Origin of the sequence: Mesorhizobium sp. M0243 (assembly GCF_040321775.1) — a bacterium.
Lineage (GTDB): Bacteria > Pseudomonadota > Alphaproteobacteria > Rhizobiales > Rhizobiaceae > Mesorhizobium.
Window position 1 is genome coordinate 1 of the sequence record NZ_JAMYSF010000051.1, and the last position, 21,164, is coordinate 21,164.

Below are 21,164 nucleotides of genomic sequence, written 5' to 3' on the forward strand. Positions count from 1 at the left end.
CCTCGATCTCAATGGTCGGCGGCTTTTGCCGTCAGCCGAATCTTCGTTCAAAGGAGCGACGGCAGCAATTACGTCATCGTTTCCAAAACTGACCCTCGATCGGCGTCCAATTTTGACCCCCCTTATGTAATGCGCGGCGGTCAGCGTTCGCCCGGGCGGAGCTGGTCAGGGTTGCGCAGCCCGGGCGAGCGCGGATGGCGCTTGGCAGGTGATCAGGCGCGGTTCTTGAAGCGCCAGGATTCGTTTCCGGTCTCGATGATCTCGCAATGATGGGTGAGACGGTCGAGCAGCGCCGTCGTCATCTTGGCGTCGCCGAAGACGGCGGGCCATTCGCCGAACGCCAGGTTGGTGGTGACGATGATCGAGGTCCGTTCATAGAGCCTGCTGATCAGGTGGAAGAGCAATTGCCCGCCGGCTTGCGCGAACGGAAGATAGCCGAGTTCATCGAGCACGACGAAGTCGAGCCGGGTGAGGTAATCGGCGATACGGCCCTGCTTGCCGCCGCGGTGCTCGGTCTCGAGCCGGTTGACGAGATCGACGACGTTGAAGAAGCGGCCACGTGAGCCGTTGCGGATCAGGGCGCGGGCAATGGCGATTGCGAGATGCGACTTGCCGGTTCCAGTGCCGCCGATGAGCACGGCGTTGCGCTGGTCGGCGACGAAGGTGCCGTTGGCAAGGTCCCGGACCAGCACCTCGTTGACCGGCGTGCCGTCGAAGTCGAACTCATCGATGTCCTTGGCGATCGGCAGCTTGGCGACAGTGAGCTGGTATTTGATGGAGCGGGCCTGCTTCTCGGCGATCTCGGCCGACAGCAGATCGCCGACGATCCTCGGCGGCTCGTGCTGGCGCTTGATGCCTGTCGCCATGACCTCGTCATAGGCGCCGCGCATCCCGTAGAGCTTCAGCGTCCCCATCAGTTCCAGAACCTGCGTGCGTTCCATCAGCTTGCCCTCCTGAGGCTGTCGTAGCGGGCGCAGTCAGCCTGCGGCTCGTGCTGCAGGCGAAGAGCGTCCGGGGTGAGAATGGTGACGGCCGGCGCCGGATCGCGCCGCCGCGCCAGGATGTTGATGATGACGGCGGCGGAGCAGAGGTTCTGATCGAGCGCCTCCTGGCTGGCGGCTTCCACGGCATCAATGCCGTCGGTCAACACCGTGGCCAGGATCGACACCATCTGCCGATCGCCGTCATGCGCCGCCTTCAATTTGCGTCGGATACGCTCCATCGCCGAGGGCAGAACCCAGCCTTGGAAGGGCGCACCGTTGCGCAGTGCACCGGGCTTGCGGGCAAGGACCGGAACATAGTGCCAGGGATCGTAGACCGTCTCGTTGCGGCCGAAGGAGCGGGCATGTTCGGCGACGACCACGCCGTCCTGGCGGATGACGATCTTGCCGGCATAGGCATGGATCTCGACCGGGCGGCCGACGGCGGTCGACATCACCGAGTATTTGTTGTTGTCGAAGCGAACTGTGCAGGTCTTCGACACCGAGGCCGGCACCGTATGGAATCCGTCGAAGGGGCCGCGGTATTCGACCAGCTTGCCGCGCTCCTCTTCGAACACGTTCCAGATCGTTCGTTCCGGCTGTTCGATGTGACGGTGCGCCTTGGCGTAGGCGACGCACTTGTCATGCAGCCAGGCGTTCAGCTCCTCATAGGTCTTGAAGCGCAGCCTGGGCGTGAAGAAGCGCTCGCGCACCAGCCCGACCTGATTCTCGACCTGACCTTTCTCCCAGCCCGACGCCGGCGTGCAGGCGACCGGCTGCACCAGATAGTGGCTGCACATCTGCATGAAGCGGCGATTGTATTGTCGGTCCTTGCCAACGAAGATCGTTTCCACCGCCGTCTTCATGTTGTCGTAGATGCCGCGCGTGCAGGCGCCACCGAAGAAGGCAAAGGCCCGGTCGTGCGCGTCGAACACCATCTCCTGCGTCTCCCGCGGATAGGCCCTGACGAACATCATGCGGCTGTGGCAGAGCCGGACATGGGCGACCTTCACGGTCACCGTCACGCCGTTGATCAGGACGATCTCGTGGCTCCAGTCGAACTGGTAGGCCTCGCCCGGCGCGAAGAACAGCGGCACATAGGCGTCCGACATCGCCGACCCCTGCGCCTTCGCCCAGCTCTTCGCATATCGGCGGACGGCGTCATAGCCTCCCTCGTAGCCGAGGCTGCAAAGCTCTTCGTAAATCCGGATCAGTGTCAGTTGCTCGCGCGCCGCCTTGCCACGGTTGCCATTCAAAAACCCGTCAAGCTGATCCTGCCACGGACCGATCTTCGGCTTGGGCTGCCGCTCGCGTTCGTAGGAGAACGATGTCTCATCGGATCTGAGAATCTTGCGGACGGTGTTCCGCGACACATGCAGCTCGCGGCAAATCCGCTTGAGCGACCATCCCTGCACATGGAAGGCGCGCCGAACCCGGGCAATCGTATCCACCGACTTCATCCCCACACCATCCGCTCGCTACGACGAGCTGATGGTCGCAAATCAAAGCATCAGGGGGGTCAAAATTGAACGCCGATTCCCCGGCTTATGGGGTCAATTTTGCACGCCGATTCACACTACCGCGCATCGGGAAGGCCCCTTTCGCAGATCATTGCCGAGGTAACCCTGCTGACGCAGTTTCCTGACCGCGCGGATGTGGGTGTTAGCCAACCTGTCGCCACGGCCGACCGGTCCGCCCATATCCTTGAATTGGCATGTGGTGGTAGCCTTCGTCATGCCTACCTTTTCGAAAGTGTCGAAGGGGACCCGATCGAGCTTACACCTGCTGGTATGGCGCAGTTTGGAGCGTTCATCGCGCACCTGCACCTGGCTATGCCAACCGCCATTGGCGGAGACATCCGAAGCCTTGAGCCGATAGCGATAGTCCAAGATACGTTGCTGGCACTTTCTCCCATCCTTGAGAGCCGCGAAGTCTCGGGAGTGATTGAGCACGACTACCTGGCATGCTTGCGGCGATCTGAGTTGCACTCCCTTCCAGCCGGCCTGTGTCACGGCGATGCCTGGACAGGCAATACTCGCGTTCACCATGGGAAGGTCCACTTTTTCGATTTTGATGATTTTGGGCACGGCCCTCTTGTTCTCGACCTCGGCACGGCGGCATGGCACTTAGCGCGCGCCGAAAGCCCCAATTCCGGTGAGATGGTCGCTTCATTGATATCCGGATATGAAAAGATCCGCCCGTTGTCGAAGATTGAGCTCGACGTGCTGCCCCTTTTCATGGGCCTTGCTGAAGTCCGCTCGCTGCTGTTTCTCGCGCGCTATTGTGCGTTGACCAATGATTTGTGGGCTGAGACGTTTCAAAAGGCGACGAACGTATTCGCCCTGTCGCAGCACTCCTGAGTTTGATGCGTAGCAAACGTCAGCTTATCATCTGAAACAATACTGGGAATTTTCGCGACGCGGAAGTTGGATCGCATAATGAGTAATTCGAGCCGTCCAAACCGGAGCGAAATTCATCCGCTATCGGAAGCGCCCTACGTACAAGTGACCTCGCCTTCGTCACCGCGCTCGATGTCGGTTGCCTCCACCTCGGCGAATTGACGACGCTTCTCGGCCAGATCGCCGGTGAACGCAAAAGTCACCACTATCACGCGACTGGTATGACACGAGCCTGCGGGCGCATAAAAAGCTGGCGCAAGCGCTCCCGTTCACCCGTCGAGGGCGGGCTCGAGGGCGGGACGGCCCAAGCGGCGTCACGGTCATGGGGGGCTCGATCTCGTAATCCGCGCCGGTCCCCATCGGCATGGTGCTGTAACGGTAGCTCCCCGCCGAAGCGCTGACCCTCACATTCGAGATCGAAACCGCCGATCGAGCGATGATCGTCTCTGCTCCTGCTGGAGGTGCACGAGCGTCAGGATCTCCCTCATCAGCACCTGCGAGCAGCACAAACATTCCAAGCGCAAGTTTTGAGGGTGGAGAGGGACCCTCTCCGTTCTTGCATAGCTGCATTGCACAAAACGTGTTTGCGCATTGCACAACTTTTAGCCATTAAGCCTACAGCTGATGCACGCGATGGTTTCCTCCCATTCCATCGTATCAGCTGTTCCCCTCTGAAGGTTTTGACCTTCACACCTAAAGGGCCTCGGTTTACCGATGGCCCTATTTTTTTGGCGGCCGAACGTCGTTGATTGCCTTCGTCACTGTGTGGAACGCGGCGCGATCGCCGGTTCAGCCAGCAAGCTTTGGTGTCATTTCTCCCTGGCGAAATCGACCCCTTCCGACAAAAGCCTGACCTTTGCCAGTCTTCTACGGGCAAGCGTTCGCGCCAGAAGTTCAAAGCCGCGTCCATAACATTCAACAATGAAAGCCAGTGTCATGAGATCGAGCAGAAAGTCGTCGATCGCATGTGTGAGCGCATCGGACCTTTGTTCGAATTGAAGTAGCAAGGCGCGCGCCTCTTGGATCGCGGCCCGACAATCGCCTGCGTCTATCAGGGAATCGATCCTGTCAAAGATCTGCAAGCGTCCTCACTCTCCCAAGCCACACTCAACGCATCGAACGCCGTTGGTGAGCGAGCTTTCAGCGAAAAAACAGGGTAGCGTTTCGCGAAAAGGCATCGTTCAGCAAAGTGCCCGTTGATGAAGCATGGCGCGTCAAACGACAAGCATGAATCCGAGCTTCACCCAGGTGATGTCGTCGAAGGCGAGTGAGCTGGCCCACGTCTGCGTCTCGGCCGCCGACCACTGGTCAGGAGGAGCTGTGGCCACATTTGTCGGAGGCAAATGGGCTTCGACCGCATGCATGCGGCTCCAGGATGACAATTAGACTGAGCTAATATATTCTATGCGGCATGTGGGGGATGTCATGAGACAGCCACGAAGACGTATCGCGCTGGCGTGGCTTGTCTTAACTGGCAATGCGGATGCTCACGATTGGTACACCGGCAAGACTGATCCGGTTCTGCAATATGATTGCTGCGGCAACAAAGATTGCCATCCGATAGACTCTCGCGATGTCAGGGAGACGAAAGACGGCTATTACGTCAGGCTGCTTCGCCCTTCCTATCTGAATGAGCCACAAGAGCCAGAGTGGTTTATTCCTAGGGAGCGCGTCCAAGCCTCGGCCGATGATCGCTACCATCTCTGTGAGCGGTTGATGACCTTCTATCGAACGATCATTCCTCACATGAAGTTCGAGGCCTACCAGAGGTTCAGATGGACGTGTTTCTTCGCGCCCAAGGGCACGAGTTCAATCGAACAGGGCCGCTAGAGGTTCTTCACCCGATCCTGGTCCCGCTCCACCGGATGAATGCGCATTAGCGGAAGTTAAATTTCGACTGTTTCGGCTTGCCGCAAATTAGGGTCTCGGTGGCATAACTCGGGCATGACTTTGGGGGTGCTGGCAGGAAGACTGATGCGCGGGCGTGGATGGATCAAGGCGTTGCGTCAGGACGATGCCCAACAGGTGCGTGCGCACATTGCCGAACTTGAGCGCAACCTCATTGCGACCACACCTCAGGGACGCCATCGACGTTTCGAAGCCGGGAACGAACTTCGCATTGCGAAATTCCGCCTGGAGCGACTCGAGGAATGTATCGCCGGAATAGCGGAGAAATGTGGGGGTTAGATGAGATGCTCTCGAAGTTGCCGCGCGGTACGGCCGGGCTGTGCGTCGGGGCTGTCACAAGGCCAGCCGTCTGACGCCGCTCGGTCGGGAGCACCCTTCAAGCTGCGCTGGGCGGCAGACGCGCAGGCACACGAGACTGCCTGGAGACAACCCGCAAGGGGTGGGTTCCTGTTCCAGAGTACCGGACGAGGGCGACCGGCCTGCGGGCCCCGCCCGTCGCGGCCAAATCACCTCTATCGTAATCGATTGCCAAGTGACAAAATGCGTCTTTGATGGCTATTGGTTCGACGTTGCGCCCGCGCTGGCTACCGGAAAAGAATTTTCCGTCCTATGCGTATCTTCCCGGCCGGCAGCCGCATCCCGTGCGCGATCCTGCAGGACACAGCTATCACAGCGAAGCAATTCAGATTGCTGAAGAGGCGTCGCTTGACTCGGACATGTTCCTCTGGGGTATCGACCTCTTCAATCATGGCTATTACTGGGAAGCCCATGAGGCTTGGGAAGGTCTTTGGCAGGTTGCAGATCGAGGCGCTCCGCTTCGGATGCTCTTCAAGGGATTGATCCTGTTATCGGCGGCCGGCGTGAAGATCCGCGAGGGCAAGCATGCGGCGGCGGTGCGTCATGCCGGACGCGCCGCGGCGCTCCTTCGTCGGCTGATGAACGCGCCGGATCGCGCCTTCGAATGCGCGCTCGGCATGTCACTCACCGTGCTTGCCGAACAGGCCGAAGCCGCAGCAAGGATTCCGGCAGCCTTGCAGGCGACAGCGCTGGGTCAGCCTCAAGCCGTGTTTGATTTCATTCTCGGGTCACGTTCCCGCGGAATGCCGATCAGATCGCAAAAGAGAAACAGTCATTCGTAGAAGACGGCGGATTCACCGTGCCGTTTTGCCGGGAATCCGACGACGAAATCGGCGTTCCGTCCTTACGCTGGGGATAACACCCCTGTTCGCTCTTTGTTCTTTTCCAAAAAAGAGCGGTTATATATAGTCTGAAACTACATCAGCCCTCAGTGAGTCAGCGCGCCAAATGACTGTGCAGCCCAGGATTCTCAGTGAACCGACAATCAGCTGCCCAAGCTGCAAAACGGAGATCAAGCTCAACGAGTCGCTCGCGGCGCCGCTGATTGCCGCGACTCGCGAGGACTATGAACGGCGTTTGGAGCAGAGCAACGCGTCCATGGCGGCCCGGGAGGAAAAGCTTAAACGCGAGCAGGCCGCGATGGATGCCGCCAAAGAGGACATCGGCAACCAGGTCGCTGAGCAAATCAAGCTTGAGCGTGCCGCAATCGCGGTCGAGGAAGCACGCAAGGCAAAATTGCTGCTTTCGGTAGACCTGGAGGACAGGGATAACAAGCTTGCCGAGCTGGAGGCGACGTTGAAGGCGCGCGACGAAAAGCTCGCCGAGGCCCAGCAGCAACAGGCGGAATTTCTCAAACAGCAGCGTGCGCTTGACGATGAAAAGCGCGAGATGGCGCTGACCATCGAAAGGAAGATCCAGGAGGGATTGGACGCCGTTCGCGTAAAGGCGAGGTCCGAAGCCGAAGACGGCCTCAAAATGAAGGTTGCGGAAAAAGAAGAACAGATCGCCGGCATGCAGCGTCAGATCGAGGAGCTGAAGCGCCGTGCGGAACAGGGTTCTCAGCAGCTGCAGGGCGAGGTCCTCGAGCTTGAGCTCGAGTCCCTCATTGCCAGCCGGTTCCCGATGGACACCATCGAACCGGTCGCCAAGGGCGAGTTCGGCGGAGATGTCCTGCACCGCGTGGTCGGACCCGCCGGCCAGCCATGCGGCGCCATTTTGTGGGAATCGAAACGCACCAAGAACTGGAGCCAGGGCTGGCTTGGGAAACTCAGAGGAGATCAACGAGCCGCGAAAGCGGATATTGCGCTGATGATCTCGGAAGCACTGCCTCCCGGCGTGGAAACCTTCGATCTTGTGGACGGAGTTTATGTCGCCCATCCCAAGTGTGCGATCCCGATCGCCATCATGCTTCGGCAATCCCTGATCGAACTGGCGAACTCCCGCCTCGTCCAGGACGGCCAGGCCACAAAAATGGAACAGGTCTACGGCTATCTGACCGGTCCGCGCTTCCGCCACCGTGTCGAGGCGATCGTAGAGAAATTCTCGGATATGCAGGAGGACCTCGCCAAGGAACGCAAGGTCACAACACGCCTGTGGGCCAAGCGCGAGGCGCAGATCCAAGGGGTGATCGAGTCGACTGTCGGCATGTATGGTGACTTGCAGGGTATCGCCGGAAAAGTGATGCAGGAGATTGAGGGGCTGGATGTGCTGGCGCTTGAAGCCTCTTCGCCTGAAACTGAATAGGAGGCCTTCGGGTCGGCCAAGGCGATCAGGACTCCTCACAACGACTGATCCCAACTGAGACGCGACCAGAAGACGGGACCCGAGCCCCTGCTCCGCAGCCATCGCTTCGTCACGCTTTCTCGTTCCGCCTGCGGGCTTGGTTTGGGAACGGCCGAAGGCCCCGCCTTGCGGCGGAGCCCTCGTCGAGGCGATCAGTCCCGGTTGGGGCGAGACCAGATCAGCTGCAGGCCTTCCTCGCCTTCCACCTCGATCAGGGTGGCGTAGATCGGAGCGGGGAAGCTCGGGTCGTCCAGCTTGACCGAGAGATAGTCGCGGCCCTCGTTGGAGACCTTCTGCCAGGCGGCTCCGAGATCGACGCTACCCGAGTAGACGCGGAAGTGGGGGCCTTTGTCGGAAGGGTTCTCGACGCGGATCAGCTTGGCTTTGACGTTGAGGTTGAGGGTTTTGATGGCTCCGGAAAAGCCGTTGCCGTTTGAGGTGAATGTGCCGATGGTAGCCATTTGTCGTCTCCGTGAGTTTCTCGGGCCGCGACCACCGCGACCTCGATGGCGGTCGATGGACCGGAGGCGATCGGCCCGCACCCACCGGGGTCCCATTTGCGTGTGCGCAATGGGGTGGTCCTTAGGGCCGCAACGACAGTGAAGGGCAGCCAGGGCGAGGCTTTCTTGTTCCGCGCGGAATGACGGTGCAGCCGTCAGGGGAAGAAAGTCGCGACCGGCTGTTGCGGGTTTGAGAACGAGGCGTAGCGCAGCGAAGACGGCCTTCGGTCAGACCAGCCCCATCGAGGACGCGGGTGGTGGGCCTTTCCATGAAACCGCCGGCCAGACGACGGTCGAGCTCCCATCGGCATGATCACCGCAACTTCGACTAACGTCAGGCACCATCAAGCCTGGCCGTCCCCGTCACGCGTCATTGTAGAACGACGGACAGCTCGGAAAGAGCCGCACCCGCCTCCTGGAACGATGACGGGCCGCGAGGCGAGTCCCAGGAGCCCGATAATCTGCTGTTCAAGCAGGAGCGGCCGCATAGCGGACATCGATAGCCATCTTTGGGCTGGACACCGGCACCAGCCGGCACATCAGGGTTCGGCCCCGGGTTACCGCCCGAACGGGGCCAGCCGCAAGGCGGGGCCTCACCCTGATGTGCTCTGCCGAGCGAACGACGCTTGCCAAACTGGACCATCACACGCCGCACATCCTTCATTTGGCCAAAGGTCGAGCTGGCCTTAGCCGGCCACGTCAAGATGTCGACCTAGTTGAGGCAATCCCGCCGAGCTATGCGCTTCTCTATGGTCTCGCGGCTCGGCTTCTCCGCATGGAAATCCCGGTCGACGGTGCCGAGGTAAAGCGGGAATCGATGCCCGATGCTTGCCCTCAGCGACGTTGGGGAGATTTCGCGCAAAGGGCAGCACATTCGGCGAGGCAACCAGCGAAGATGGTCGTAGACACGGCCGCTTCCCAGCAAGTATCGGCGAATATAGGGCAAAAATAACCGTGTGCCGCCATCAGGACGAAGGGGTCGATTGCACTCCGGCGCCCAGACTGATGACGCGAAAGCGGATCGGGGAGGGCTCGGCGCTCTCCCCTTGCAACAGCGGAGAGCGTAACATCAGGCCGCCCTCCCCAATTCTTCCGCCTGCGGCTGGAATTCGTGGAGATAATTGACCGCGCGTTGTGCGTGGGCGGCTGCCTGAAAGATCGCCCGCTTGTCGCTGCCCAGCAGGCTGGCCCAGCCCTGAATATAGGCGGCATGATCGGGCCTCGGCTCGAGCTCGGGGACGATATCGAGGTCCGCGCAGAGCATTGCAGCACCCAACTCCACGAGCAATTCTTCGCGCGCGCGATCCGTGCGGTCCTTGTGGTAGCGGCTGAGGTCCCTGTTCAGCCGGTGAGGAGCCGATGTCCAATGCAGGGTCTCATGCGCTCTCGTAGCGACAAATGAAGCCATATCCCGGAAAAATTCCGGTGACGGCAACTGCACATGGTCGGAAGAGGGAGAATAATAGGCCTTGTCTCCGCCATACCGCACAACCGCTCCGGTGTTGTCGAAAAAACGGTCAGCATGCTCGATGCGCTGGACAGGATCGGCGGCAGGCTCTGGTGCCGCATGATAGTGCGGCGGCAGACCTTCAATCTGGTCGGCGCAAAACACCGTGTAGGCCTTGAGGAACGGAATACCCCGCTCGACTTCCTCGCCATGCGCGTCGGTTTCGGTCCTAGTGAACCGGCTGGCATAAACAACCATAGAGCCGGTCTCGCCCTTGCGAACATGACCCCCGAGCTCCGCACTCTGCTTGAACGTCATCCAGACCGGAGAGACAAAGCCCCTCGCGACCGCCTCCGACCACAAAAGCAGTGTATTGATCCCTTGATACGGCAGGCCGTTGTGACGGAGCGGCCGTGTGATGCGACCGGTCGTGTTCGCAACGCTCCACGGTTTGACCCAGGGACGCACGCCCTTCTGCAGATCCGCGACGATACGATCGGTGATTTTCGCGTAGATGTCGACGCGGGGCTTGTTGTTGTTTCTGTCCATTTCAAACCTCCATTCGAGGCCGCGCCAATCGCGGCCGTCACGAGGTCCGCACGCGCAGGACCGCAGGTCCGCGAACCCGCGCAGGATCGATGGGGAAGCTGAGAACCATCGCTTGCGGGCCGCAACGTCAGTGGAGGACGGCGCAGCCGTTTCGCGGGACGAGGACCGGAGCAGGACCATCATTCGTGACGGCCGCGATTGGCGCGGTCTTAATCACTTGCCGTGTCCATCTTTGAGCCGGGTGCCTTTGGCACAGCAAAGAGGCCGGCTCCCGAACGGACGCCAGCCTCAGTATGAGAAGATCGGGCGGAGCCGAAGCTCCGCCCGATGGCAGTTAGCCAAGGGCCGCCATCTGGAGATCGGCTGCCTGCCGGTTGACGGTCTGGCCGGGGTTCTCGGTCTGGCGTTCGTAGGGCTTCCAGCTCTCGCCGACGATGTGCTCGTAGGCGGCAACGGCGCCCTCGGCGGCCATGCGCAGGGCATGTGCCTGAAGGCCCATTTCGGCGGCGAATTCGCGCTTGCGTTGGGCCTTGCTGTCGAAGCCGACCGGACCGTCAATGTCCTCGTCGCGGGTGTCATTGGCGAGCTTGGCCGTGGCATTCTTCGCCTCGGTGACGGCCTTCGAATAGAACTGGCCTGCTCCAAAGGCGGAGCCGACATGGGACCCGACGATTCTTTGCAGGTGGATCTGCATGGCCTTTTCGGAAAGGCCCTCGGAGAGCGTATCGGCGCTTTCGGTCAGACTGCGCTCGTGGAATTCACGGATGCCGTCACTGTCGAGGATGGAGAGGCCGAAGCTTTCTGAAATGAGGGTGGCCTGGTGGCCATCCGGGCAGCAGAGCCGGACCATTTCGAGGGTTGTGCCCTTGCGGAGCTGGACGACGCGGGCCTTGGCCTTGGTGGAGCGGGTTGAACTGGACATTGAGCTTTCCTTTCTAGCGATGCCCTTCAGGTGTTCCGGCCCTTGCCGGTCTTTCCTGCGGGTGCGGTCAAAAGGAACCGGCGGAAGCTGGACGCTTCAGGGTCCGGAGCCTGCCAGGCGAGCGAGGTTGGCTTGCGGACAAGCGGGGTCAGTTCTTCACTGGCCCTGCGCGGGACGCGGGCCAGCCTTGCCGAGATCGGCGGGATCCGGCCGCCCCGCGGCGCGATAGCGGCCTTGAAGCGAACAGCCGCCGGTTCAGACCGCAGCAAACCCCCCGGGAAGACCGGCAAGGGATGAATTCGGACATCGGCATGCGCGAGGAAATGCAGTGTTCATTCCCGCCGCCAATACGCCTGCCCGCCAGGCTGCGCGAGGGACGTCAGCGGTTTGAACTTCGGCTCCTGCCGGTATAGATGAGCTGCGCCGGTCCGCCGCTGCGGATCAACTCTTTGGCCTGCTCCCATGTCGGCTGGCAGCGTAGCGTGTTCAACTCCGAAACGAGGGCAGCAATGACCGATCAGAATGACGACTACGTCTATGACGACACGACAGGGGAATGGCGACCAGCATCGGAGATGGCTGCCATTGCAGCTTCTGCCGGGAAAATTGAAGTACGCGATGCCGCCGGCAATGTGCTCGCCGACGGCGACTCCGTCGTCCTCGTCAAGGACCTCAAGGTCAAGGGTGCCGGCCAGACCCTGAAGCAGGGGACCGTGATCAAGTCGATCCGGCTCACCGAAAATCCCGAAGAAATCGATTGCCGCCATGATGCGATCAAGGGGCTGGTGTTGCGAAGCGAATTCGTACGCTAGCGCTAAGCAGGCACCAGTATTAGGCGCGCAGCAGGTCCTGCGGGATCCTGTCACGCAGTGCCGCGATTGCAGCGTCCTGGCTCGCCAGTTTGCGTGAGAGCGCACCGATTTCGTGCTGCCTTTCCTGTGTGATCGCGGCAAGGTTCGATCGATACCGTTCCAGAAAGGTCCTGGCATCAGCAGTGTTTCGGCGTTGGGGGTCGGTACGCTGGGGCTTGAAAGCGACGTTCCTCCGTGCCCGGTCCGCGCCTGCCGCCAGGGGTCGCGATAACCTCGGTGAAACCGGGCTGGTGCTCGGAACGGATCGCCGACACCACGACCCAGTCATCGGTATGCTTCTCGAAAAATGCCCGCTCGTCCTTTTTCGCGGATTGGCCGGGTTCGAGCACCCTCCCGTGGATCATCTCCCAGGCATCCGGGTACCAGTCGCGGATCGTCGTTTCCGCACATGCCTTCTCGAAGTCCGTGAAGAGCTGGGGGAAGGCTTGGGCGACGGCCGCCCAATGGCAGTCCTCTTCATACCAGCCGCCATTGGCACGGAGCATGTCATGGACTTTGCGATTTCGCTCCGTCGACAGACGGAACCCGCCATGGCCTGCCGTTGAGTGAGCCACGACGCCCTCGGCATAGACGGTCGCTCCCTGCGCGTTCCCCATGGCGTGTGGGCACGGGAATGGATCTCGCGACGTCCCAGAGCAGCGCTCTGGCGCTGGTGGAGAGCGCGCTCCTCGACATGCGCGCGAAATGCCGCCTCGTCGGCAAGCTCTCCGGCATGGCCGTAGAAATCGCCGAGCGTCCATTCGGCCATAGGCCGGCGGATACGCCAGCCCGTGACAAGATAGTGCCGGCCATCGCGGCCCGGAGCCATGGCGAACGCCGTTTCACCGACAAGCGCAACGGGATAACCTTCGACGCTTCGGCCAAAAGAAACTCCCGGAGAACCGGGGGTTTCGACGACATGGGTTTCAGAACTTCGCGCAGTCATGCTGCCGTCCTCCCTTCTATGGTGTCCGCCGCTACCGTGTCGGCCGTGACCTGCTGAAACACGGCGTTCGAATAGCCGTGGCAAGCAAGCCATTCCTCGGCGGCCGCGCGATTGGCGGCAAGATGGACAAGCTCCGCATCGTCGCCGGCGCGGTCGAGCACCAGGACGGAGCCGATTGCGGGTCGCTCCTTGACCGAAAACTTCAGGTCGCTGTTCACCGAGAACGTCTGGTGGACGCGCAGCACAATGGTTCCCTGACTGCCATAGTCGCCCTTGTGCAGGGTGATCGAGGCGGGCAGCGTCGTACTGCCGACGCGGGCCTCGGCCTGTTTGCGGATAAGGCGACCGCCGCCGTTGCGATTTTCCCAGGCTGCGAGCTTCTTGCGATGCCGCTCTGGCGGGCGTGGGGATCCGTCGGAATAAGTCACGATGGATGCGAGTGGAACAAGGTCATAGATTAATTGGGCGGACATAGTTTTCTCCGTCTCATGGTGAACAGAACCGCCGCCGGTGATGTGCCGGCGGCGGAACGATCGTTCGAAGGGAAACGTAAGGCGCAGCCGCCTACTCGACGGCCACCTTGTAAGGCTCGATCTGTTCGTCGGTGAGGTCCTCGTCCTGCGCAGCGTCATCGTCGCCGACATGGTCATGTGCAGGATCGACGATCGCATCGCCGTCGAGCTCGTCCTGGTCCTCCGGCGTGCCGTCGTCAGGCTGTTCCCTGGCCTCGTTCTTCTTCAGCCAGGAGGTCAGCTTTTCCGGAGTAGGCCAAAACCGCGCCGACGGGTGGATGAAGCGGCCTTCCTTGAAATGCTCGACAAGGGCCGCACGGAACCGGGCGAATATTCAAGCAGCCGGGGAACTGACAAGCGGCGCAAAACACCAAGCTTGATCGGAGGCCGGGAAAGTGTCTCGCTTGACGATTCGGAAAGACCCGCTGTTTATACCTTTTTCATCGGCTTTTTTCTTTATCGTTGGCGTCGGAATTGTCCTGCCAGCATGGTTGGCTTTTCATATTGGCGGTTCGGGTTTGGTTGACGTCGTGTTGCTGTCGTCCAGCGTGGCGGGTCTGGTACTCGCACCAGTCGCCGGCCATCTAGTCGATGGTCATGTCGAGCAAAGAACTGAGGTCTTTCAATTTGAACTAATTCCCGCAGCCCCGACCGTCAGACCGGTCTTGTCGCGGGCGCCGTATCCACATCTGACAAGCGGAGCGTGTCGCCCCCTTTTCGCCCTCATCCGGCGAACAATTCCTTGTAACCGGTCGTCACCATCCAGTTCGCCCGATCGAGATGGCTTCGCACGATTTTCCGGGCGCGCTCCGGCTCTTGCACCGGATCGATGCCGAGGATGACCTGCGCCATCTCCCCATAGCTTGCCTCATCGGCACCTGCATCCAGGAGCCTCAGGTAGGTCGTGAAGTGCTGACGGTCGTAGGTGGTCAGGCTGTCAGACCAGGGCACTTCTTCTTTAAGACCTGGTTTAACCTCTGGATATTTCATCATGATATCGGGCTCCGGAAGTAAGTGATTGAGAGCGATTGTTTCTTTTCGCAGCCTAACCAAGCGGATGGGAAACATCGTAGCCAAGACAACATCGCGATCATGACCCGCAAGCGCCCGCTCGAGGCGATATGCGCATCTTCTGAGCGGTTCAACCCAGGTTAGGGATGAATTGCAAAAAGCTCAAGACCGTCCTCGGTGCCGACGAGCATCGCGATAGTCCTGCCGGGCTGTATTTGCTTTCGGTGGCGACCGCCACCATGAAGCGACGCTTCGCCGACTGTGTTTCACGCCGCCTGGAGAGTTTCATGACAGAAGAAGCCGAAAAAAATCGACACCCTCGTCGAGCTCACCGCCGATGTCGTCTCAGCCTATGTCTCCAACAATCCGATCCCGGTGGGGGATCTCCCTGCCCTCATCGGCCAAGTGCACGCGGCCCTGAAAGGGACGGCCGGAGGTGTCTCTGCAGAAGTGCCGGTTGCCCTTACGCCTGCAGTCCCGATCAGGAAGTCGGTGACACCGGACTACATCATCTGCTTGGCCCGCAGCGGCTCGGCAACGGTCGCGGCAAGCCGCATCAGCTCGATGCCGAACCCTGGATCGATAGTTTCGATTTTATCTGCGAGAAGCCGGGTCAACCGCTTTGTGTCACGCACCGGCATTGCTGTCCCGACACGGATCGCCTCGATGCGATTGTCGACGCGGAAGAACAGAAGATCGAGCCGGCGTGCGCCAAGCCCTCGCGTCTCGAGTGAGGCGCACAGTTCAGCGACCAGCTTGCCGGATAGCGCGCAATTGTTTCTGCCGCGCCGATCGGCTCGGCAAAATTGCGGCGCGCTTCGACGATTTCCTGCGGCCGGATCGGCTCGATCGGTTCGCTCATCCGTCCAAAAGCCTGGTCGAGACGACGGCCGGGTTCCGGTCCAAAACGCAAGGCGAGCGACGCGCGCGGCCTGCCGCCAAGATCAGCGATTGTCTCGAAGCCAAGCCGTCGCAGGCTGTCAATCGTCGCGGAGGGAAGGCGAAGGGCAGCGATCGGCAAGGGCAGGATCGCTTTTGCAATCTCGCCGGATGGAACCACAAGCGCGTCTGCCGTGTACCGAAGCGGGCCAGAGCGTGGGCGGCACCCCAGGTGTCGGCGACTGCGGCACGCGCGGCGAAGCCGGACGCGCAAGACGATCTACCATATCGGTGAGCATTGCCGCCTCGCCGCCATGCAGATGGTCGGCGCCGGTCGTATCGATCACGATGCCGTCCAGCGGATCGGCAGCGACGATCAGCGCGTAGCGGCGCAGCGCCCACAGCGCCAACCGCTCGAGTGCGATTTCGTCGGCCTCGGGCTCAGCGTCATGAATCGCGAGACCCGGGACGAGAGCCTGCCCCTTGCTCGCTGGCATGCCGACACGCAGACCGGCGGCGCGCGCTGCCCCGTCGGCGGCAAGCACAACACGGCGGCGGCCGTCGCGGCCGATCAAAACGAGCGGCGTCTCAAGCGGAGGCGCGGTGTCGCCCGATTTCCTTCTGAAGCGGTCTGTCGGCCACATCGGAAGGAAGAGCGATACGACCTTGGCATCGCATGCCTCCACTGTAAAATCCGCACTCTCTCCTGCTCGGCATCGGATCAACTCGAGCTGACATCTTGCGCGCCCAAACCCCCTGAACGGGCAATGGTGTCGACGGCAGGACCGACACCCGCCAGCGTGTCTCGGCGGCGGTCGGCTTGCCGAAATCGGTTGCCTCCGTCTGGCGGCGCCAGCGGCGAATGGCGATCCCGATGGCGGCCGGAGCTTTCGGCGGCAAGCTGAAGCCGCCGCAAGGCCGTCATCGAAAGCCGGGCAATCTCGGCAACGACAGGGCCAAAACCGCCACGAAGGCGTTCTTCGAAACAGGCGAGAACTGATTTTTCGTCGCCGGCTTCGACATAGATCACCCTTCCCGGAGGCAGGCCGGCCTGTTCGATCGCAGGCGCGAAAAGATCGGGCCGGGTAACGCACCACAGCACCTTGCCAACCGTGCGCGCGGCAATACCGGCAGCGAAGAGTGCCGCGGCCGCGCCATCGACGGCGCCATTTCCACCACCCGCGACGTCGTGCAGACCGCCAAAGACCAATCCCCTCCCGGCAGTACACTGTCGATCGCGACCACTCCGAACGGCAAAACCGTGCGGGCGCGCGCGTTTCCGCCTTCGAGACGCGCAATGCGGTCTCGAAGCTCGGAAATGGCAGCAGGGGCGCCGATACACTCATCTGACCCTTGAAACGCAGAAAGCCCGCGATATGTTCTACATTTGTTCTCGTCTTGGCTGGAGTCAACCGGATGATGTCGTGCCCCTGCGGAAGGAGGCATTCGATGCTCGGGCCTTTGCCGTGCCAGATCAGTCGCCGAAGCAATTGAAGCGAATGGCAATGAAATCCCGCACCGCGTCGCTTAGGCTTCCGTTACATTGGCTACAATGCGGCTAGAAGCTTCATAGCCACCTCTGGGGATGTGACTAAGGACCCCTGTTCTTATAGTCGCAGTGGCCGGATTCGAACTTTATCCGGAGTCCGAGTGTCCAATGAGTGTGTAGATTGAGCTTCCAGAGGATGGTTAGAGATCCAACGCCTTGGCTAGCATCGGCTCAAGAACTAGATCAGGCCGACCTCCCTTTTGGCGAAGCTCCATAGCTTTGATGATCTTCGTGCCTTCGTGGCTGTGCTTCCAGTCCCGAGATGCTTCGGCCGCGACGACGAGGTAGTCGGTCCGGCCGCAGACGGTCTCCTTCCAATCACCACCGCGTTCGAAAATCATCCCGGCGATTACCTTTCGAGGACCGATTACGAATTTTCCCGTAAGGACGAACATCCGGTTCGGAATCACGAACTGGCTTGCATCCTCCAAGGCGCCGTCAATGACACCTACGTTGCCGAAGGTAGCCAGCCCCGTGTCTGTCGCGCTGTCGCCGACAAGACGCGAAATCCACCCGCATATGTCTTCAGCCTCCTCGGCGGTTATGCGACCGTCTGCGATGGACCTTCTGGCGGTCTCTCCGAGAGATGCCACGCGGCTATCCTTCAGCAGAACCACACTCGAATCCAACCTGGTCAGCAGTTTTTCGACCTCTGTCGGTGTGATGGAGTTGTCGCAGGCGATGCCGGCACAGAACCCGTAGAACTCGTTGACTTCGTCCTTGTCATTGGCGACCGCAAACTCCCGCGAGCGTATGCCGATTATTGTTTCAAGGACGGCGTAGACCTCCTCCGGCGCGTCACCCCAGATGTCCAGATCGCGGATGAGTTCGGCAGCATCATCGTCGTGAAGAAGGGACAGGAACTGTTCAGATTCGGCCCTGAGGGGCGGCATCTCCGCTCGCTCGACCCGCTCGCTGGCCATCACGCCCTTCAAGAATCCGAGCCAGTACCCCAACGCCTTGCGGTGATTTGCCTGCGCATGGATTCTCCCGAGCGCGGGCCCCTCGTGTTCGAGTGTACCACTCCCTTTCCGGAACAATTCAACCATTGTCGCCCCCCTCGACTGTATAGATTTCTATTGTGTATCAGAAGTCAAACCCTTCATCTATCCGCCGGCCAAGACAACGCGTGTGGCCGAAGCCGAGTTTCGCTCTTCGTGATCCCAGTTCCTGAGCGGCCGACGAAAGATGATGCTCTGGACCCACCAGGGATCAGCCAGCCCGAAGTCGCCGGAGCGGCCGACGCTGCTTTGTCACTAGCGCAGTCGTGCTCGTCCTCAAGGGACGCTCCGCTCAAGCCCTTGCGGACTGCGCGCGCCAGCGCTTGACGGGACGCGCGACGGCGGCGCCGGGGATCAGGCTTGGGTTACAGACCCGCCTCGGCGGGAAACTGGCGGGATCATTGCTGCGAAGGCGGTCATAGGCCCGATTAGGGAAGGTCAAGGTCGAGAAGCGCTTACTGGGCGCTTCCGTTCTCCGACCAATGCGAGAGCCCCGAGCCGGGGTCAATGTACCGCCCGATGGTTCGCAAGTAGGCGACGATCTCAGTCAGCAGAAAATCGCGATCGCCAAATTCTTCACCTATGCGCTGGAGTTCATCCTCCGCCGCCACCATTTCCTCGATGTCGCCCAGGCAATAGTTGAAATGACCGATGGCACAGATGTCACAGCCGGCCTTGATCACTCTGTCTACGAAGGCAGGAATGTCGCTTGCCTTCATGAGTCGCCTGTCTGCCATTTTGAGGGTCTCTCCTCACGTGCCTCCCGTCTTATTATCAATCACCGCGTGCACTGGCAAACTGCCTGGTTGTACAGGCTATGCGCCGTGATCTGCATCCGGCAGCAAATTCTTCGGCAGGAACCTTCGATTGCATCTGCCGAATTCTCGCGTATTCTGCGGCTGCGCATGTAAGCACAAGGTGGCGCCTGGCGCTTCGACGAGCCACCCCTTCAAGAACCAGCGTCGGCATGGCGACCGAAAGTGCTGAGGCAAGAGACCGCCATTCCAAAAAGGAAACATTCGTCATGGATACCCATGCCGTTATTGCGTCCCTGCCAGTCGCCGGGGCCGACCGGGCTGTGCTTATTGAGACCGCAAATGCCGCGTTCGAAAGGGTTATTGAGCGGATCGAGCCGGCCAACGAGGAGCTAACTCGCACCCTTTGGGATGCCGAGTCTTATGTCGATAATGAAATCACCGCAGACATGTTGCCGATTTCACGGGACGAGGCTGCGTACCTCGTCGACGTGTTCCTGGTGCATCATGTCATTGGATCAGCTGTCGCAGCAGACGAGGAGGCCGTTGAATCCTGGCCTTGAACCTCGCCGGAGGCAGCTGGGTCTGCCTGCTGTGATCTGGCGGGTAGCGCGAGCAATGCCGTGACCTTTGCCGCCACCTCTTCAAGGGTGGCGGTGAGGCGGTTTATCTGCGAGGCGGTGGCGGCCAGTTCCGGGCCGTAGCGGGTGACGAGATATTCCCGGTTCTGGCTCAGAGACTGGAGATGCTTGGCTGTTTTCGCGCGAAGGCGCAGGCCCGCTTCTAGGGCGTGCTCCGTGCGTCTCGACAGGTCGTGCTGCAGTTTTCGGACCTGATTGGCATTGTGCCCACGGTGCAGCAAAAGCGCGGTCAGGTAGAGTTCGATCGCATGGATCGCCGCCAATCGGAACGGCGCTCTGGTAAGCGGCTTTCCGGGTCGGCCGAGTTGAAGCAGGTGGTTTGCCGCCTTGCGGTATTCCTCCGCCAGCTCGTGAACCTGCTGCGGGGATGCCAGCTCACCGGGATATTTGCGTTCTTCAATCGCCATATAGCGCGTGCCATTTCCTAAGAGCTATAGCCGCAAGTTGATCAGTAACAATAGCAAGAGGCCGGCAATGACCCACGCTGCAATCCGTATGGAGGACAGGAGGCCGACCGTTTGAGGGTCCGCGGCTGACGGTCGGTGATCGGGTTGAGCCTGAACAATCGGGTCAGCCAAGTCTTTCGGACTTGCATCCCTATCAGTCCACTCCTCCGTGTCTTCCGCAGCCGCGGCGTGGCCACCGTCGGCCTGCCCTTCGGCGTTGCCCTTGCCGTGTATTTCGCCTGCCGTCCCCTCCGGCGTTTTCGGTGTCGCCTTCGAAAGATCGGCCGCATGGCGAATGTTGAGCTGTGCGTATTGCGCTCGACCGAGGCGCGGAGGATCGATCTCGCAATCGGGTGGAATCTCGATCTTCTGGGCGTTTTTGTCGGCCAGTATCTTGATCCGGTTTGTTGAGGTCGATGGCGACCAATCGGAATAGAAGCCGGGCACCCGACCCACAAAGAATAACACCTCCTCCAAGGCAGAGCTGGCGACCATCTCCGCATACCGCGCAAATCTGTCAGGGCGCACGAACAGGTAGAAGCCAATGCAGTCGGGCGTGGTTTCTTCGCGGAAATCAATCTCCGAGGTGTAGCTTACGACACCCCAAGCCACGCATTGTTCCTGCTCGTCGTTGACGGCGGATGGAATTATCGAAAGACTGATGTCTGTAATTGTCCGGCCGGTTCCGAACATCGAGTAGGAGGGAGGCCGCGCCGCGCCGAAAGGGTGCAGTTTCGCGGATATGCTCTGCTTCGCGATCACAGTGTTGATCTCGTCGTGGGGCGCACCTGACATGAGAGACCCGACGGTCAACGTGTCATGCAGAGTCAGTTCGGTTGCCTTGAAATAGAGTGTCCATTCCCAAGGTATTTGATCGCGGTCAATTTTATTGCCATTTGCGCCGACCTCTTGGACTGACCACTCGTAGAGGTTCTTGTACTCGGCCTCAGGACAAAGAATGACCCGCCGATCGACATGGTTTTCCAAGGAAGCCTCCTTCCGCTGGGGCAAAGAGCAGAGTACGACTTCCTCGTTTCAGGAAAGCTAATGTAGCGGCCTCTCGAGGGTACGGAATGGAAGATATCATTGCACGGGTTCGCCGCACATCGAAACTTGGCATCCTAGGTGAAGTCCTAGAGCAGAATCTGATCACTCAGGCTCGTATCCTGCGGCGCAGAAGTAGTTTGAGCACTCCTCGGCGGTGAAGCGTGGCAAGGCGTCGCGGATT

The 21,164-nt window shown here is 60.5% G+C and carries 18 protein-coding genes and 5 pseudogenes; 8 read left to right on the top strand and 15 right to left on the bottom strand.

Features of this window, described 5'->3' with window-relative positions; translation table 11 throughout:
- Positions 1 to 212 precede the first annotated feature (212 nt).
- Positions 213 to 941, bottom strand: a complete 729-nt coding sequence (gene istB, locus NKJ11_RS32830) for an IS21-like element helper ATPase IstB (RefSeq protein ID WP_027038551.1) — start codon at positions 939 to 941, stop codon at positions 213 to 215.
- Positions 874 to 2,440 (bottom strand): annotated as a pseudogene (istA, locus tag NKJ11_RS32835) (IS21 family transposase). Before istA ends, istB begins: the two are co-directional and overlap by 68 nt.
- A 99-nt stretch (positions 2,441 to 2,539) precedes the next feature.
- On the opposite strand from istA, the gene NKJ11_RS32840 reads away from it, so the two are divergent.
- Positions 2,540 to 3,340, top strand: coding sequence for a phosphotransferase enzyme family protein (locus NKJ11_RS32840; RefSeq protein ID WP_352795112.1), 801 nt, complete (start codon positions 2,540 to 2,542; stop codon positions 3,338 to 3,340).
- Between the two features lie 848 nt (positions 3,341 to 4,188).
- Here the strand turns inward: NKJ11_RS32840 and NKJ11_RS32845 are convergent.
- Complete coding sequence (locus tag NKJ11_RS32845) at positions 4,189 to 4,461, bottom strand: hypothetical protein (protein WP_352549342.1); 273 nt, start codon at positions 4,459 to 4,461, stop codon at positions 4,189 to 4,191.
- A 343-nt stretch (positions 4,462 to 4,804) separates the two neighbouring features.
- Between NKJ11_RS32845 and NKJ11_RS32850 the strand changes: the two genes are divergently transcribed.
- The 3 genes from NKJ11_RS32850 to NKJ11_RS32860 all read left to right on the top strand — a co-directional run bounded on the left by NKJ11_RS32850 (position 4,805) and on the right by NKJ11_RS32860 (position 7,888).
- Entirely contained in the window at positions 4,805 to 5,209 is a 405-nt protein-coding gene (locus NKJ11_RS32850) for a hypothetical protein (protein WP_352616731.1), read from the top strand.
- A gap of 629 nt (positions 5,210 to 5,838) precedes the next feature.
- Positions 5,839 to 6,426, top strand: a complete 588-nt coding sequence (locus NKJ11_RS32855) for a DUF309 domain-containing protein (protein WP_352795113.1) — start codon at positions 5,839 to 5,841, stop codon at positions 6,424 to 6,426.
- 166 nt (positions 6,427 to 6,592) lie between these two features.
- Entirely contained in the window at positions 6,593 to 7,888 is a 1,296-nt protein-coding gene (locus NKJ11_RS32860; RefSeq protein WP_352795114.1) for a DUF2130 domain-containing protein, read from the top strand.
- Positions 7,889 to 8,079: 191 nt separating this feature from the next.
- On the opposite strand, the gene NKJ11_RS32865 is transcribed toward NKJ11_RS32860, so the two are convergent.
- The 3 genes from NKJ11_RS32865 to NKJ11_RS32875 form a co-directional block, all read right to left on the bottom strand.
- Positions 8,080 to 8,388, bottom strand: coding sequence for a DUF736 domain-containing protein (locus NKJ11_RS32865; protein ID WP_023819777.1), 309 nt, complete (start codon positions 8,386 to 8,388; stop codon positions 8,080 to 8,082).
- A gap of 1,108 nt (positions 8,389 to 9,496) precedes the next feature.
- Positions 9,497 to 10,423: an ArdC family protein gene (locus NKJ11_RS32870; RefSeq protein ID WP_352795115.1), complete on the bottom strand. Its 927-nt coding sequence runs from the start codon at positions 10,421 to 10,423 to the stop codon at positions 9,497 to 9,499.
- 334 nt (positions 10,424 to 10,757) lie between these two features.
- Complete coding sequence (locus tag NKJ11_RS32875; RefSeq protein WP_352795116.1) at positions 10,758 to 11,345, bottom strand: hypothetical protein; 588 nt, start codon at positions 11,343 to 11,345, stop codon at positions 10,758 to 10,760.
- Positions 11,346 to 11,854: 509 nt separating this feature from the next.
- Between NKJ11_RS32875 and NKJ11_RS32880 the strand changes: the two genes are divergently transcribed.
- Positions 11,855 to 12,157, top strand: coding sequence for an alkylphosphonate utilization protein (locus tag NKJ11_RS32880; RefSeq protein WP_352795124.1), 303 nt, complete (start codon positions 11,855 to 11,857; stop codon positions 12,155 to 12,157).
- 206 nt (positions 12,158 to 12,363) lie between these two features.
- On the opposite strand, the pseudogene NKJ11_RS32885 reads toward NKJ11_RS32880, so the two are convergent.
- Both NKJ11_RS32885 and NKJ11_RS32890 read right to left on the bottom strand, forming a co-directional pair.
- Positions 12,364 to 13,142, bottom strand: a pseudogene (locus NKJ11_RS32885) (DUF7007 domain-containing protein); the annotation flags it as partial.
- Positions 13,139 to 13,615 (bottom strand): UCP036055 family protein, encoded by a 477-nt coding sequence (locus tag NKJ11_RS32890; protein WP_352795117.1) that lies wholly within the window; start codon positions 13,613 to 13,615, stop codon positions 13,139 to 13,141. The gene NKJ11_RS32890 and the pseudogene NKJ11_RS32885, both read right to left, overlap by 4 nt.
- A gap of 175 nt (positions 13,616 to 13,790) precedes the next feature.
- Between NKJ11_RS32890 and NKJ11_RS32895 the strand changes: the two genes are divergently transcribed.
- Complete coding sequence (locus tag NKJ11_RS32895) at positions 13,791 to 14,180, top strand: hypothetical protein (protein WP_352795118.1); 390 nt, start codon at positions 13,791 to 13,793, stop codon at positions 14,178 to 14,180.
- 197 nt (positions 14,181 to 14,377) lie between these two features.
- Here the strand turns inward: NKJ11_RS32895 and NKJ11_RS32900 are convergent, their stop codons facing one another.
- A complete protein-coding gene (locus tag NKJ11_RS32900; RefSeq protein WP_352795125.1) occupies positions 14,378 to 14,644 on the bottom strand; it encodes a DNA -binding domain-containing protein in 267 nt (88 codons plus the stop codon).
- A gap of 308 nt (positions 14,645 to 14,952) precedes the next feature.
- On the opposite strand from NKJ11_RS32900, the pseudogene NKJ11_RS32905 reads away from it, so the two are divergent.
- A pseudogene (locus NKJ11_RS32905) lies at positions 14,953 to 15,184 on the top strand (MucR family transcriptional regulator); the annotation flags it as partial.
- Here the strand turns inward: NKJ11_RS32905 and NKJ11_RS32910 are convergent.
- The 4 genes and pseudogenes from NKJ11_RS32910 to NKJ11_RS32925 form a co-directional block, all read right to left on the bottom strand.
- Positions 15,178 to 16,188: pseudogene (locus NKJ11_RS32910) on the bottom strand (Y-family DNA polymerase); the annotation flags it as partial. The pseudogenes NKJ11_RS32905 and NKJ11_RS32910 sit on opposite strands and share 7 nt — an antisense overlap.
- Positions 16,133 to 16,882 (bottom strand): annotated as a pseudogene (locus NKJ11_RS32915) (ImuA family protein). The pseudogenes NKJ11_RS32910 and NKJ11_RS32915, both read right to left, overlap by 56 nt.
- 351 nt (positions 16,883 to 17,233) lie before the next feature.
- Positions 17,234 to 18,142, bottom strand: coding sequence for a BRCT domain-containing protein (locus tag NKJ11_RS32920; RefSeq protein ID WP_352795119.1), 909 nt, complete (start codon positions 18,140 to 18,142; stop codon positions 17,234 to 17,236).
- 407 nt (positions 18,143 to 18,549) lie between these two features.
- Entirely contained in the window at positions 18,550 to 18,831 is a 282-nt protein-coding gene (locus NKJ11_RS32925) for a Y4lK-related protein (RefSeq protein WP_352795120.1), read from the bottom strand.
- Between the two features lie 230 nt (positions 18,832 to 19,061).
- Between NKJ11_RS32925 and NKJ11_RS32930 the strand changes: the two genes are divergently transcribed.
- Positions 19,062 to 19,412, top strand: a complete 351-nt coding sequence (locus NKJ11_RS32930; protein ID WP_352795121.1) for a hypothetical protein — start codon at positions 19,062 to 19,064, stop codon at positions 19,410 to 19,412.
- Here the strand turns inward: NKJ11_RS32930 and NKJ11_RS32935 are convergent.
- Entirely contained in the window at positions 19,355 to 19,897 is a 543-nt protein-coding gene (locus tag NKJ11_RS32935) for a HEPN domain-containing protein (RefSeq protein ID WP_352795122.1), read from the bottom strand. The two genes, NKJ11_RS32930 and NKJ11_RS32935, sit on opposite strands and share 58 nt — an antisense overlap.
- Positions 19,898 to 19,921: 24 nt before the next feature.
- A complete protein-coding gene (locus NKJ11_RS32940; protein ID WP_352795123.1) occupies positions 19,922 to 20,923 on the bottom strand; it encodes a hypothetical protein in 1,002 nt (333 codons plus the stop codon).
- Positions 20,924 to 21,164: the final 241 nt, after the last annotated feature.